Source organism: Mesorhizobium sp. M7A.F.Ca.CA.001.10.2.1 (assembly GCF_003998575.1).
Classification (GTDB): domain Bacteria; phylum Pseudomonadota; class Alphaproteobacteria; order Rhizobiales; family Rhizobiaceae; genus Mesorhizobium.
This window is the reverse complement of sequence record NZ_RZQY01000117.1, coordinates 1-12,197: the sequence shown is the minus strand read 5'-3', so window position 1 is coordinate 12,197 and position 12,197 is coordinate 1. Positions and strand designations below refer to the sequence as shown.

17 protein-coding genes and 1 other RNA gene are annotated in these 12,197 nt (G+C 61.9%); 10 read left to right on the top strand and 8 right to left on the bottom strand.

All coding sequences use genetic code 11. From position 1 onward, the window contains the following. The 4 genes from EN964_RS10710 to EN964_RS10695 all read left to right on the top strand — a co-directional run. A partial coding sequence (locus EN964_RS10710; protein ID WP_127276344.1) for a pyruvate carboxylase subunit B occupies positions 1-1,780 on the top strand: 1,780 nt, incomplete at its 5' end. A 156-nt stretch (positions 1,781-1,936) separates the two neighbouring features. Continuing rightward, the gene (locus tag EN964_RS10705; RefSeq protein WP_013529099.1) at positions 1,937-2,197 is read left to right on the top strand and encodes a DUF2312 domain-containing protein; all 261 of its coding nucleotides are present in this window, start codon (positions 1,937-1,939) and stop codon (positions 2,195-2,197) included. A 175-nt stretch (positions 2,198-2,372) separates the two neighbouring features. Further along, complete coding sequence (locus tag EN964_RS10700; RefSeq protein ID WP_127270381.1) at positions 2,373-2,813, top strand: hypothetical protein; 441 nt, start codon at positions 2,373-2,375, stop codon at positions 2,811-2,813. Between the two features lie 7 nt (positions 2,814-2,820). Continuing rightward, positions 2,821-3,132 (top strand): hypothetical protein, encoded by a 312-nt coding sequence (locus tag EN964_RS10695; RefSeq protein WP_127270382.1) that lies wholly within the window; start codon positions 2,821-2,823, stop codon positions 3,130-3,132. 86 nt (positions 3,133-3,218) lie between these two features. On the opposite strand, the gene msrB is transcribed toward EN964_RS10695, so the two are convergent. The 4 genes from msrB to EN964_RS10675 form a co-directional block, all read right to left on the bottom strand. Further along, positions 3,219-3,623: a peptide-methionine (R)-S-oxide reductase MsrB gene (gene msrB / locus EN964_RS10690; RefSeq protein WP_127270383.1), complete on the bottom strand. Its 405-nt coding sequence runs from the start codon at positions 3,621-3,623 to the stop codon at positions 3,219-3,221. Between the two features lie 351 nt (positions 3,624-3,974). Then, positions 3,975-5,165: a VWA domain-containing protein gene (locus EN964_RS10685; RefSeq protein ID WP_127270384.1), complete on the bottom strand. Its 1,191-nt coding sequence runs from the start codon at positions 5,163-5,165 to the stop codon at positions 3,975-3,977. A 7-nt stretch (positions 5,166-5,172) separates the two neighbouring features. Beyond that, a complete protein-coding gene (locus EN964_RS10680; protein WP_127270385.1) occupies positions 5,173-5,619 on the bottom strand; it encodes a GNAT family N-acetyltransferase in 447 nt (148 codons plus the stop codon). 86 nt (positions 5,620-5,705) lie between these two features. Beyond that, complete coding sequence (locus EN964_RS10675; RefSeq protein ID WP_023811813.1) at positions 5,706-6,545, bottom strand: MoxR family ATPase; 840 nt, start codon at positions 6,543-6,545, stop codon at positions 5,706-5,708. A 147-nt stretch (positions 6,546-6,692) separates the two neighbouring features. Here EN964_RS10675 and ssrS point away from each other — a divergent pair. From ssrS to EN964_RS10655, 4 genes are all read left to right on the top strand, one after another. Then, a non-coding RNA gene (gene ssrS / locus EN964_RS10670) (6S RNA) lies at positions 6,693-6,848 on the top strand. Positions 6,849-6,943: 95 nt separating this feature from the next. After that, on the top strand, positions 6,944-7,531 hold the full coding sequence (locus EN964_RS10665; protein ID WP_127270386.1) for a 5-formyltetrahydrofolate cyclo-ligase: 588 nt from the start codon (positions 6,944-6,946) through the stop codon (positions 7,529-7,531). Positions 7,532-7,600: 69 nt separating this feature from the next. Beyond that, entirely contained in the window at positions 7,601-8,425 is an 825-nt protein-coding gene (locus EN964_RS10660; protein WP_127270387.1) for a YmdB family metallophosphoesterase, read from the top strand. A gap of 74 nt (positions 8,426-8,499) precedes the next feature. Continuing rightward, positions 8,500-9,261 carry a TerC family protein gene (locus EN964_RS10655; protein WP_127269216.1) on the top strand — a complete coding sequence of 254 codons (762 nt, stop codon included), beginning with the start codon at positions 8,500-8,502 and terminating at the stop codon, positions 9,259-9,261. Between the two features lie 16 nt (positions 9,262-9,277). On the opposite strand, the gene EN964_RS10650 is transcribed toward EN964_RS10655, so the two are convergent. From EN964_RS10650 to EN964_RS10635, 4 genes are read right to left on the bottom strand one after another with little or no spacing between them, the layout of a single operon-like run. Then, complete coding sequence (locus EN964_RS10650) at positions 9,278-9,745, bottom strand: SRPBCC family protein (RefSeq protein WP_127269215.1); 468 nt, start codon at positions 9,743-9,745, stop codon at positions 9,278-9,280. 26 nt (positions 9,746-9,771) lie between these two features. Next, positions 9,772-10,134, bottom strand: a complete 363-nt coding sequence (locus EN964_RS10645; RefSeq protein ID WP_127269214.1) for a hypothetical protein — start codon at positions 10,132-10,134, stop codon at positions 9,772-9,774. 49 nt (positions 10,135-10,183) lie between these two features. Continuing rightward, on the bottom strand, positions 10,184-10,576 hold the full coding sequence (locus EN964_RS10640) for a VOC family protein (protein ID WP_127269213.1): 393 nt from the start codon (positions 10,574-10,576) through the stop codon (positions 10,184-10,186). Positions 10,577-10,604: 28 nt separating this feature from the next. After that, positions 10,605-11,087: an SRPBCC domain-containing protein gene (locus EN964_RS10635; protein WP_127269212.1), complete on the bottom strand. Its 483-nt coding sequence runs from the start codon at positions 11,085-11,087 to the stop codon at positions 10,605-10,607. 52 nt (positions 11,088-11,139) lie between these two features. Here EN964_RS10635 and EN964_RS10630 point away from each other — a divergent pair, with 52 nt between their 5' ends. Together EN964_RS10630 and EN964_RS10625 are read left to right on the top strand one after the other, a co-directional pair. After that, positions 11,140-11,463, top strand: coding sequence for a helix-turn-helix transcriptional regulator (locus EN964_RS10630; protein WP_127269211.1), 324 nt, complete (start codon positions 11,140-11,142; stop codon positions 11,461-11,463). A 213-nt stretch (positions 11,464-11,676) separates the two neighbouring features. Beyond that, positions 11,677-12,197 (top strand): YebC/PmpR family DNA-binding transcriptional regulator (locus EN964_RS10625; protein ID WP_127276342.1); only part of this gene is annotated, 521 nt, incomplete at its 3' end.

Genomic DNA, 12,197 nt, shown 5'->3' with positions numbered 1-12,197 from the left:
GCATGACATTGCCGGCATCGCCGGTACCTATGCGCGTGCCTTGCCGCAGCTTCTATCGCTGGAATGCTGGGGCGGCGCCACCTTCGACGTCGCCATGCGGTTCCTCACCGAGGATCCGTGGGAGCGGCTGTCGCTGGTGCGCGAGGCGGCGCCCAATCTGCTGTTGCAGATGCTGCTGCGCGGCGCCAATGGCGTCGGCTACACCAACTATCCCGACAATGTCGTGCAGCATTTCGTCAAGCAGGCAGCAAGCGGTGGCATCGACCTGTTCCGGGTCTTCGATTGCCTGAACTGGGTCGACAACATGCGCGTCGCCATGGATGCGGTCGGCGCCGAGGGCAAGCTGATCGAAGCGGCGATCTGCTATACCGGCGACATCCTCGATCCGGCGCGGGCGAAATACGACCTCAAATACTATGTCGGCCTGGCCAGGGAATTGCAGGCGGCCGGCGCCCACATCATTGCCGTCAAGGACATGGCCGGACTGTTGAAGCCGGCGGCGGCACGCGTGCTGTTCAAGGAGCTGCGCGAGGCGACCGACCTGCCGATCCATTTCCACACCCACGACACGTCGGGCCTGTCGGCGGCGACGGTGCTGGCGGCGGTGGAAAGCGGCGTCGACGCCATAGACGCGGCGATGGATGCTTTCTCCGGCAACACCTCGCAGCCATGCCTTGGCTCGCTCGTCGAGGCGCTGAAGGGCACCGAACGCGACCCCGGTCTCGACCCGCAATGGATCAGGAAAATCTCGTTCTACTGGGAAGCGGTGCGCAACCAGTACGCCGCCTTTGAAAGCGACCTCAAGGGGCCGGCCTCGGAAGTCTATCTGCACGAGATGCCGGGCGGGCAGTTCACCAATCTGAAGGAACAGGCGCGCTCGCTCGGACTGGAGACGCGCTGGCACGAGGTGGCGCAGACCTATCACGACGTCAATCTGATGTTCGGCGACATCGTCAAGGTGACGCCGTCCTCCAAGGTCGTCGGCGACATGGCATTGATGATGGTCAGCCAGGACCTGACCGTTGCCGATGTCGAAAACCCGGACAAGGATATCGCCTTTCCGGACTCGGTCGTCTCGATGCTGCGCGGCGATCTTGGCCAGTCGCCAGGCGGGTGGCCGACGGCGCTGCAGAGGAAGGCGCTGAAGGGCGACAAGCCGATCACGGTGCGGCCCGGCTCACTGCTCAAGCCAGCCGACCTCAAGGCCAACCGCAAGGAAATCGAGGAGAAGCTCGAGCGCAAGCTGTCGGAGTTCGAATTCGCCTCGTGGCTGATGTATCCGAAGGTGTTCACGGATTTCGCCGGCGCGCAGGAAACCTATGGGCCGGTCAGCGTCCTGCCGACGCCGACCTATTTCTACGGCATGAAGCCGGAAGACGAGATCTTCGTCGACATCGAGAAGGGCAAGACGCTGGTGGTGCGCTGCCTGGCCATCGGCGATGTCGACGAGAAGGGCATGGTCACCGTGTTCTTCGAGCTCAACGGCCAGCCGCGTCGTGTCAAGGTGCCCGACCGGGCGCATGGCGCGTCCGCCGCCAAGGCCCGCCGCAAGGCCGAACCCGGCAACGAGGCGCATGTCGGCGCACCGATGCCGGGCGTCGTCTCGGCGCTTTCGGTGGCTGCCGGCCAGGCTGTGAAGGCCGGTGACGTGCTGCTTTCCATCGAAGCGATGAAGATGGAGACGGCGCTGCATGCCGAGCGCGACGGCACGGTCGCCGAGGTGCTGGTCAAGGCAGGCGACCAGATCGATGCCAAGGATCTGCTGATCGCTTTCAATTAGAGTTCGCAAAACGGACTGGCTGTCGGCTTCTGGCGGCAGCCCCTTGTGGCTTGGTCGATAACGGCTTGACCCGCCGCCGCCGGTCGGGCATCGAACCGGCTCAAATTTTGCCGCAGTCGTCCGCGAGTCGCGGAGCCGATGCTTTTGGAGAAAAATATGGCCGACGATATCACCGATACCAGCCAGACTGTTGCCGCCGGCCAGCTGCGTGCCTTCATCGAGCGCATAGAGCGGCTCGAGGAAGAGAAGAAGACGATTTCCGACGACATCAAGGAAGTGTTCGCCGAGGCCAAGGGCACCGGCTTCGACACCAAGGCGATGCGCACGATCATCCGGCTGCGCAAGAAGGACCAGGCCGAGCGTCAGGAAGAGGAAACCATCCTCGATCTGTACAAGGCCGCACTCGGTATGGTGTAGAGACTGTCTGGAAATTCTACTCTGGCGGCCATCTGTTGGCGTTTTCTGCGCTTCCGGTGCTCGCGTACTTTAAGTACGCTCCGCTCCGGTTCTCGAAACCACCACCATATGACTCGCCAGAGCGAATTTCGAAACAGTCTCGGGCCGAGCATGATGCCGAAGCGAGCATCGAGCCATGAGCGAATTCGACTTCGGCGCCCGCCGCGCCTCTGAATTCCGCCAGCGCGGCTTCTGGACGCTGTTCGCCGAGCGGCATCCCGAAGAAAGGGCTCTGATGGCGAGGCGCGGACCCTGGTTCTGGCAGCGCGGGCTGCCCGACTTCGCCTTGGTTCTTTCCATGTATGTCGCGCCGGCGCAGAGCCAGGTCGGCGTCTTCTTCGGTCGCAACGAGAAGTTCGGCGCCACGCAGGCGTGGTCGCGGTTGAAGCCATTCCAGCCCGATATCGAGGCCAGGCTGAAGCTCAGGCCGGAACAGAGTTGCGAGGGTCTTGGCATCAATTCGATGTGGCGGGTGAACTGCTATGCCGAGGACAACTGGCCAGCCATGGCCGACTGGCTGGTGACCGAATGCTCGCGTATCGAGCGCGCGGTAACCGAAGTCCTGGGGCAGGGATAGACATCCGGTGTTGCCAGAAGGTATCGGCTCCTTTTTCCGCTCACGCTGGCAAGGCCAGGTGCCGCTCGACCGGCTGTTCTGGCGCGACCTTGTCCTCGTCGGCACCGCGGTCAGCATCGCCGCATCGGTGCTGGCGCTCGTTCTGCTCGGATTGAAGTTGCCGCTCGGGCTTGTGCTGGCAGTGCATTTCGCGTCGGTGCCCTACAGCCTGTTCCTAACCTTGGCGGTGTGGCGGACCACCGAAAAGATACCCGGTGCCAAGGCCTGGATGATGACGCTGGGCGCTACGCTGTGGCTGGTGGCGATGATCGTGGTCTGATCGTCTGCCCAGAGGGGGGCAACGGATACTTAAACGAAAAGGGCGACAGATGCCGCCCTTTCATAATAGTGTCGAACCCGGATGGCTCAGGCCGAAGGCTCGAATTTCAGCGCCACCCCGTTGATGCAATAGCGCAGGCCGGTCGGCGGCGGGCCGTCCTCGAAGACATGGCCGAGATGGCTGCCGCAGCGGGCGCAATGACATTCGGTGCGAACCATGCCGTAGCTGCGGTCGACGGTGTTTTCGACCGAGCCCGGCACCGGGTCGTTGAAGCTCGGCCAGCCGGTGCCGCTCTCGAACTTCAGCTTGGATTCGAACAAGGGCTGGTCGCAGCCGGCGCAGGAAAAGGTGCCGGCGCGCTTCTCGTAGAGCAAGGCGCAGCTTCCCGGCCGTTCGGTGCCGTGACCGCGCATGACGGCATACTGCTCCGGCGTCAGCCGGGCGCGCCATTCGGCGTCGGTGCGAGTTACAGGGTAGGTATGGGTGTCCATGTGATCTCCTCAGCCTTGCCGGCTCGTTGTTGATTGCAACCGGATATTCGCGTCAAGATAGGCATTTGTTACACGACTGCCCAGTGTCTGACGTTCCAAGGTTGAATTCCCCCTTCTTCAGGCGTCTGCGCCGCCCCTCACCTGCCTGCCGGCATCCTCTCCCCGTAAACGGGGCGAGGGGCCCTGTCGTCCGCGATTTCGCCAATTGTCAGCGTTGCAAGAAAGGCGCCGGCGTTGCGGCCAGGCCCTCTCGCCCCGTTTACGGGGAGAGATGTCCGGCAGGACAGTGAGGGGCGGCGCCAACTTTCACGATTGATGGTCTCTGAGGTGATGGTTCCGCACCTCTGACAACTAATGCTTCCTTGAAAGCTGCTTGGTCGCGCCTTCGAGCCCGGCCAGCGTCAGCGGGAACATGCGGCCGCCGAAGATGTCGCGGATCATCGCAATCGAATGGGTGTAGCCCCAGTTCTTGGGGTCTTCGGGGTTCAGCCATACCGCGTTCGGCCATTGCTGCAGCAGGCGGCCGAGCCAGACGCTGCCTGCCTCCGGATTCCAGTGCTCGACCGAACCGCCGGGGTGAGCGATCTCGTAAGGGCTCATCGAGGCGTCGCCGACGACGATCACCTTGTAGTCCGGACCGTATTTATGGATGAGGTCGAAGGTCGGAATCACCTCGGCATGCCTGCGGCGATTGTCCTTCCACACGCCCTCATAGAGGCAGTTGTGGAAATAAAAATATTCGAGCTGGCGGAATTCGGCGCGGGCAGCCGAGAACAGCTCCTCGACGCTCTTGATGTGGTCGTCCATCGAGCCGCCGACATCGAAGAACATCAAAAGCTTCACCGCGTTGCGCCGTTCGGGCCGCGTCTGCACGTCGAGATAGCCATGTTCGGCGGTGGCGTGGATGGTGCCGGGCAGGTCGAATTCCTCCTCGGCGCCTTCGCGCACCCAGCGACGCAAGCGCTTCAGCGCGATCTTGATGTTGCGGGTGCCGAGTTCGACGGCATCGTCGAAATTCCTGAACTCACGTCTGTCCCACACCTTCACCGCGTGGCGGTTGCGGCTTTCATGCTGGCCGATACGCACACCTTCGGGATTGTAGCCATAGGCGCCGAAAGGCGAGGTGCCGCCGGTGCCGATCCATTTCGAGCCGCCCTGGTGGCGGCCTTTTTGCTCCTGCAGCCGCTGCTTCAAGGTTTCCATCAGTTTCTCGAAACCGCCCAGCGCCTCGACCAGTTTTTTCTCTTCATCGCTCAGGTGCTTTTCGGTGAGGCGGCGCAACCATTCCTCAGGGATATTGGCGACATCGACGGCATCCGGCCCGCCCAGTGCTTCGATGCCCTTGAAGACATGGGCAAACACCTGGTCGAAGCGGTCGATGTGGCGCTCGTCCTTCACCAGCGCCGCACGGGCGAGGTAATAAAAGCCTTCGACGTCGTAGTCGACCAGCCCGGCTTCCAGCCCCTCCAGCAGCGACAGATATTCCCTGAGCGAAACGGGAACACGCGCGGCCTTCAGTTCGAGGAAAAAGGGGATGAACATTGTCTATCTACAGCAAATCATACTCGATGAAGCCGGTGCGGCGCGCAACGTGGTCGTAGAGTTTGCGCGCGGTGGTGTTGGTCTCGTGCGTCATCCAGTAGACGTTCTTGACGCCGACTTTTTCGGCTTCCTGTCTCACCGCCTCGATCAGCGCAGCGCCGATGCCCTTGCCGCGCACGTCAGGGTCGGCGAACAGGTCCTGCAGATAGCAGTTGTTTTTTTCCGACCAGCCTGAGCGGTGGTAGAGATAGTGGGTGAGCCCAACCGCCTTGCCGTCCAGCGTGGCGATGAAGCCTTTCGGCTCGAACTCACCTTCGGTGAAAAGCCGCTTCCAGGTGACGGCATAGACCTCTTCCGGCAGCTTCGTCTCATAGAAGGTGAGGTAGTCGGTCCACAGCCGCCGCCAATCGGCGTGGTCGGACTGCGCGAGCGGGCGGACGATAATCTCAGACATGTCATCTCCTCTGAAGGTTTGGCCGAGGCTGCCTGCCTGTTCGGCTGCGGGCAACGGTCCACAGAAGGGAAAGCGCTGCTGCTGACCTATTGCTGCCTTCGTGCCATGAACGCCAGCCGCTCGAACAAATGCACGTCCTGCTCGTTCTTCAGCAATGCGCCATGCAGCTTGGGCAGGGCGTTCTTCGGATCGGCGCGCAGATCTTCCGGCGCGATATCGTCGGCGACCAGCAGCCTTATCCAGTCGAGCGCCTCGGAGGTCGACGGCTTCTTCTTCAAGCCGGGCACGTCGCGGATTTCGTAGAACTGGGTCAGCGCCGCTCGCACCAGGTTCTGCTTGATGCCGGGATAGTGGACATCGACGATTCTGTGCAGCGTATCGACGTCGGGAAAGCGGATGTAGTGGAAGAAGCAGCGGCGCAGGAACGCGTCCGGCAACTCCTTCTCGTTGTTGGAGGTGATGATGACGATCGGCCTGACGGCGGCGCGGATGGTTTCGCCGGTCTCGTAGACGAAGAACTCCATCCGATCGAGTTCCTGCAGGAGGTCGTTGGGGAATTCGATGTCGGCCTTGTCGATCTCGTCGATCAAAAGCACGACCTTCCTGCCGGCGGCGAACGCCTCCCAGAGTTTGCCGCGCTTGATGTAGTTCCTGATGTCGTTGAAGCGCTCGTCGCCAAGCTGGCTGTCGCGCAGCCGCGAGACGGCGTCATATTCGTACAGGCCCTGCTGCGCCCGCGTCGTCGACTTGACGTGCCATTCGATGAGGTCGAGGCCAAGTGCTGACGCCACCTGGCGGGCCAGCTCCGTCTTGCCGGTGCCTGGCTCGCCCTTGACCAGCAAGGGCCGCTCCAGCGCGATCGCCGCGTTGACGGCCACCATCAGATCCTTGTCGGCGACATAGGCCGCCGTGCCTTCGAAACGCATTCTTGCTCCTCGGTTGGTCATGGCAACCGTAAGGACGCGGCTCACCCTGTGCAAGGGTGCGCCGGCCGCGACGAATGGGCTTGAACCTGATGGAAACATATGCCCGTCTCACTGGCGTTTAGCCGGCCGGCAGCCTATATTGGGCGGGACGGTCTGTGCTTCCCGGCAGGAGAACATTTTCCCCGGGGCCTTAACGATCCTTAGGGAGCTGTCCCTGGGAAGACCCGTGGGTTTTCTCATACGGCGCCCACCTACTTTGTAGGTTCCCGGGATCGCTCTCTCCACCGGTTGTGTGGATCGTCACTTATTGCCACGCGTCCGCATTTCGGTGGATGATTGCGGTGGAAAACGTCGCTCCCAAAACTCCATCCAGATCTGACCTTTTCTACCCTGGCTGAATGACCTCTCTCAAAGACCTGAAAAAGCAGCTTCGCCGTGAGGCCCTCGGACGCCGCGATGCGCTCGATGAATTCTGGCGAGTGGAGGTCGCGCTTGAAATGGCGGAGACGGCGCGCGATCACCTCCATGTCGAGCCGGGCCAGATCGTTTCCGGCTTCTGGCCGATGCGTTCGGAAGTCGACGTCAGGCCGCTGATGTTTGCCTTGCGCGAAAAGGGCGCGCGGCTTTGCCTGCCGGCCATTCTCGACAAGACCACCATTGTCTTTCGCGAACTGGTGCGCGGCGCGCCGATGGTCGAGATGGGTTTCGGCACGGTCGGCCCTCACGAGGAAGCCGAGGTGCTCGACCCCTCTGTGATGCTGGTGCCGCTTGCCGCTTTCGATGCACGCGGCCATCGCATCGGCTATGGTGCCGGCTATTACGACCGCGCCATCGCCAAGCTGATCGACAAGGGAGAGCCGCCGCGGCTGGTCGGCATCGCCTTCGACTGCCAGGAGGTGGCAATGGTGCCGGATGAGGAACATGACGTCGTCATTGCGGAAATACTCACCGAGAGCGGGTTGCGCCGCTTCGCGCCAAAATTGTAGATAAGTACAAGGGACGCATGATCTTCACTGGCGTCATGCAGCTTTCGCTGACCTTCGGTGCGGGATCATATGAGACTTCTCTTCCTCGGTGACATGGTTGGAAAGACAGGACGCACGGCGGTGTGGGAACAGCTGCCCGGACTGATCTCCGACTTCAAACTCGATTTCGTCATCGTCAACGGCGAGAACGCCGCCGGCGGCTTCGGCATCACCGAAGACATCTTTCGCGAGACGATCGCGGCCGGTGCCGATGTCGTCACCACCGGCAACCATGTCTGGGACCAGCGTGATGCGCTGGCCTTCGCGCCGCGCGAAGAGCGCTTCCTGCGTCCCTCCAACTTTCCCAAGGGCACGCCCGGGCGCGGCTCCGGTGTCTATATCGCCAGGAGCGGCGCGCGCGTGCTGGTCGCCAACATCATGGGCCGGGTGTTCATGCATCCCGAGCTCGACGATCCGTTCCAGGCCGGCGAACGCGAGCTTGCCGCCTGTCCGCTCGGCGAGCAGGCGGATGCCGTGATTATCGACTTCCACGCCGAGGCGACCTCGGAAAAGATGTGCTTCGCGCATTTCGTCGACGGCCGCGCCAGCCTCGTCATCGGCACCCACACCCACCAGCCGACGGGCGATCACCAGATCCTCAACGGCGGTACCGGCTATATGTCCGACGCCGGCATGTGCGGCGACTATGATTCCTCGCTCGGCATGGACAAGGAGGAGCCGCTCAACCGGTTCCTGTCGAAGGTGCCGAAAGGCCGCTTCGAGGCGGCGACCGGACCGGCGACTTTGTGCGGCGTCGGCGTCGATATTTCAGACCGCACAGGGCTGACCGAGCGGATTGCGCCGTTTCGTCGCGGGCCACGGCTGGAGGAAACCGCACCGTCCTTCTGGTCGTGACATTGATATAGGCACGCTTAATACCTAACTGCCGGCGACACTGCTCTAGATCGTTGAAAGAGGGGACGACCTCCATGCAGCTCATCGAATTCCTGGCGCCGCATTTTCAATTTGTTTCCGACCCGACGGCTTGGGTCGCGCTGCTGACGCTGATTGTGCTCGAGGTCGTGCTCGGCATCGACAATCTGATCTTCATCTCGATCCTGACCAACAAGCTGCCGGAAGCACAACGGGCCCGTGCCCGCCGGCTCGGCATCTCGGCGGCCCTGATCATGCGGCTGGTGCTGCTGGCCACCATTTCGATCATCGTCCAGCTTACCACGCCGGTGTTCACGGCCTTCGGTCACGGTTTTTCCTGGCGCGACCTGATCCTGATCGCCGGCGGCCTGTTCCTGGTCTGGAAGGCGACCAAGGAGATCCATCACACCGTCGATCCCGACGACCACAAGGATACGATGATGGGCGAGACGCTGCAGATCAGCCTTGCCGGCGCGATCTTCCAGATCCTGCTGCTCGACCTGGTCTTCTCGATCGATTCGATCATCACCGCCGTCGGCATGACCGACGAGATCGCCATCATGTACATCGCCGTGATCGTCGCGGTCACCGTGATGATGCTGGCGGCCGGGCCGCTGGCCAACTTCATCGCCAAGAACCCGAGCATCGTCATGCTGGCGCTGGGCTTCCTTCTGATGATCGGCATGACGCTGATCGCAGACGGCATGGGCTACCATGTGCCCAAGGGCTACATCTATGCGGCGATGGGCTTTTCGGCATTGGTCGAGGGGCTCAACATGCTGGCGCGGCGACGTAAGAAGTCGGGCGGCGGGCATTGAGGCAGACCCAGAATACCTAATGTCCTGGCACGCCCTTCGGGTGACGGTCGCCGATCAGGCCGAGCGTCAGGCCCTGTTCCAGCCACGCCTTGGCGCCGGCCAGCACCAGCGTGAAGCCGCCGGTTGAGCCGACGGCCTCTTTCACCTGCTCGTCGCCATCCCCGGCGAAGCCAAAATTGCGAACCTCGAGAAAGGTCGTCTCGCCAGGCATTTCGGTGAATGTCCAGACCACGGTGGTTGGCGGATCGCTCCATTGCATGACGATCTTTTCATTCGCGACGATCTCGCTGACGTCGACCGTCGTCGAGACGCCGTACATGCGCCACTCCCAGAGGACCTGCTTGCCGCTGTCCAGCCGGCCGCTGCCATGGGTGAACCAGAATTTCGTGGTTATGGCCGGATCGACGATGGCCTCGAATACATCGGCGACAGGCCGCCGGATCAGCATGCCGGCTTCGGCGAATGGTTTTTCGCGGATGTCCATCGGATGCTCCTTTCGGGATTCGGCGCTCACCAGGCGTCCGGTTCGCGCAGCATGTGAATAATGTTGGCAGGGTTGGTGATCCAGCCGCCGCGGAAGCCCTCGCCCAAGGGCTCAATGGCGTCGCAACGCACAACACCGGCCTTGGCGAAATGATCCGCAGCCATGGGGAAATCCTTGGTGAACAGCTCCAGCCACACCTCGGCCTGGCTCATCATCGGCGCCTCATCGATCCACAGGCGGTTGGGGCCAAGCTCGAAGCCGATGGCCGGTGCTTTGTCTGTGAACGGCTTCAGGCCGACGACGTCGCGGTAGAAGGCGATCGTCGCCTCATATTGGTGCGGCGGTACCTTCATGGCGATGTTGATGCCGCCGGTGATTTTCGTGGTCATAGCTGGCTCCGTTGTCGTGTTCGGCTGTTGTCGCCTTTGCTCAGGCTGGTCATGCGAGATTTATCTGCCAGGAGACCCCGAACCTGTCGTTGAGCCATGCGAAACGGCGGCTGAAGCCGTAATTGTCCGGTGGCATCAGGAACGCGCCGTCCTCGCCCAGTGTCTCGACAATCCGGTTCAGCTCTTCTTCTGAGGAACAGTCCACATAGAGCGAGACCGATGGCGTGAACGTGAAGGCGTGGTGCACGGGGCTGTTGAAGACCATGACTTCCAGCCCAGCGATCGACACCCGCGCCAGCTTGACCGTTCCTTGCGGGCCGTCTTCGCCGGGGCCGTAATTCGTGACGTCAAGCACGCTGCTGCCGGGAATGGTCTCGCAATAGAGGGTCATTGCCTCTTCGGCCTTGCCCTCGAACATCAGGAATGGCGTTACTTTCTTCATTGCGGATCTCCATCCTCCCCATAGTCGCTCAGATATTGGTCTCGTTGGCGGGTTCGCCCCTCATCTCGCTGCGATAGTAGCCGTCGCGCAAATTGATGCCGTATTCGACATAGGCCTTCATGCAGGCCAGCATCTGCGACCAGCCCTCGCAATTGAGGTAGGACTTCTTCAGGCCGACCGCGCCTTCCTGCCAACCGCTCTCGGCGATGGTGACGAAGGTGCCGCCATCGTCGAGCGGCTCGAAATTCATCTCGATGCGGGTCTTGTAGGCGGGTTTGCCGTCGGCGTCGGTGGCATCCCAGCGCAGCACGATGCGGCTGTCCTTGACCACTTCGTCGACCTCGACCGGCACCTTGCCCCACCAGACGACGCCGGCGCCAGCTTCCAGCGGGGCGCTGGCGCCGCCGATCGTGGTGAAATAGCCGCTCAGTTTCTTCGGATTGACGACCGCGTCGAAGACGTCGGCGACCGGCTTGCCGATGCGTCCGGAAACACTGAATCCAAGTGACATATCCACAACTCCTTCCCTTGATCGGCCCGACAATATGTTATAAAAACATAACATGTCAACCCAATCGCAAGACGACAATGTTTTCAAGGCGCTGGCGCATCCGCGCCGGCGTGAAATGCTGGATCAGCTGAAGGACGCGCCGAAGACGACCGGCATGCTGTGCGAGGCCTTTCCCGACATCGATCGCTGCACCGTGATGCTGCATCTCAAGGTATTGGAGGAGGCCGACCTGATCGTTGCGCGGCGCGACGGCCGCGAGCGCTGGAACCATCTCAACGCGCTGCCGATCAAGCAGATCCACGACCGGTGGATCAGCCAGTATGCCGGGCATGCCCTCAGCATCATCGACCGGCTGAAGTCGGACCTCGAGGCGTGAACGCTTGCAGCAGCCCATGTCGCGCGTCCCGTGCGTGGTGCGGCTGGACGAATTGAGCCGATTTATCTATAAGCCGGCCATTCCGACAGAGAACGCCGTGCTTCCACGAGTTGCACCTGGGACGCTCTGAAATTTTGAATTCGGGCATTGCGGAAGACGAGGTCAGATCACTTCGCTTCGGGATGCTCTAGCCGAGAAGACGACAGGGGTGCCATGGCTGGCCATTCACAGTTCAAGAACATCATGCACCGCAAGGGCCGCCAGGATGCGGTGCGGTCGAAAATGTTTTCCAAGCTGGCGCGCGAAATCACCGTCGCCGCCAAAAGCGGGACGCCCGATCCATCGATGAACCCTCGCTTGCGGCTGGCGATTCAGAACGCCAAGGCGGTGTCGATGCCGAAGGACAACATCCAGCGCGCCGTCAACAAGGCCTCGATGGGCGATGCCGAGAACTACGAAGCCGTGCGCTATGAGGGCTATGGCCCGGGCGGCGTCGCCGTCATTGTCGAGGCGCTGACCGACAACCGCAACCGTTCGGCATCCAATGTGCGTGCTGCCTTCACCAAGGCCGGCGGCGCGATGGGCGAAACCGGCTCGGTGTCGTTCATGTGGGACCGTGCCGGCGAGATCTACTATCCGGCATCGGCCGGCAGCGCCGACAAGATCATGGATGCGGCGATCGAAGCCGGCGCCGATGATGTCGAGTCCGACGAGGAAGGCCACACCATCTATTG

Coding starts and splice junctions, on each gene's coding strand:
- EN964_RS10705 (WP_013529099.1), top strand. CDS start 1,937: ATGGCCGACGATATCACCGATACCAGCCAGACTGTTGCCGCCGGCCAG.
- EN964_RS10700 (WP_127270381.1), top strand. CDS start 2,373: ATGAGCGAATTCGACTTCGGCGCCCGCCGCGCCTCTGAATTCCGCCAG.
- msrB (WP_127270383.1), bottom strand. CDS start 3,623: ATGGACACCCATACCTACCCTGTAACTCGCACCGACGCCGAATGGCGC.
- EN964_RS10685 (WP_127270384.1), bottom strand. CDS start 5,165: ATGTTCATCCCCTTTTTCCTCGAACTGAAGGCCGCGCGTGTTCCCGTT.
- EN964_RS10680 (WP_127270385.1), bottom strand. CDS start 5,619: ATGTCTGAGATTATCGTCCGCCCGCTCGCGCAGTCCGACCACGCCGAT.
- EN964_RS10675 (WP_023811813.1), bottom strand. CDS start 6,545: ATGCGTTTCGAAGGCACGGCGGCCTATGTCGCCGACAAGGATCTGATG.
- EN964_RS10665 (WP_127270386.1), top strand. CDS start 6,944: ATGACCTCTCTCAAAGACCTGAAAAAGCAGCTTCGCCGTGAGGCCCTC.
- EN964_RS10660 (WP_127270387.1), top strand. CDS start 7,601: ATGAGACTTCTCTTCCTCGGTGACATGGTTGGAAAGACAGGACGCACG.
- EN964_RS10655 (WP_127269216.1), top strand. CDS start 8,500: ATGCAGCTCATCGAATTCCTGGCGCCGCATTTTCAATTTGTTTCCGAC.
- EN964_RS10650 (WP_127269215.1), bottom strand. CDS start 9,745: ATGGACATCCGCGAAAAACCATTCGCCGAAGCCGGCATGCTGATCCGG.
- EN964_RS10645 (WP_127269214.1), bottom strand. CDS start 10,134: ATGACCACGAAAATCACCGGCGGCATCAACATCGCCATGAAGGTACCG.
- EN964_RS10640 (WP_127269213.1), bottom strand. CDS start 10,576: ATGAAGAAAGTAACGCCATTCCTGATGTTCGAGGGCAAGGCCGAAGAG.
- EN964_RS10635 (WP_127269212.1), bottom strand. CDS start 11,087: ATGTCACTTGGATTCAGTGTTTCCGGACGCATCGGCAAGCCGGTCGCC.
- EN964_RS10630 (WP_127269211.1), top strand. CDS start 11,140: ATGTCAACCCAATCGCAAGACGACAATGTTTTCAAGGCGCTGGCGCAT.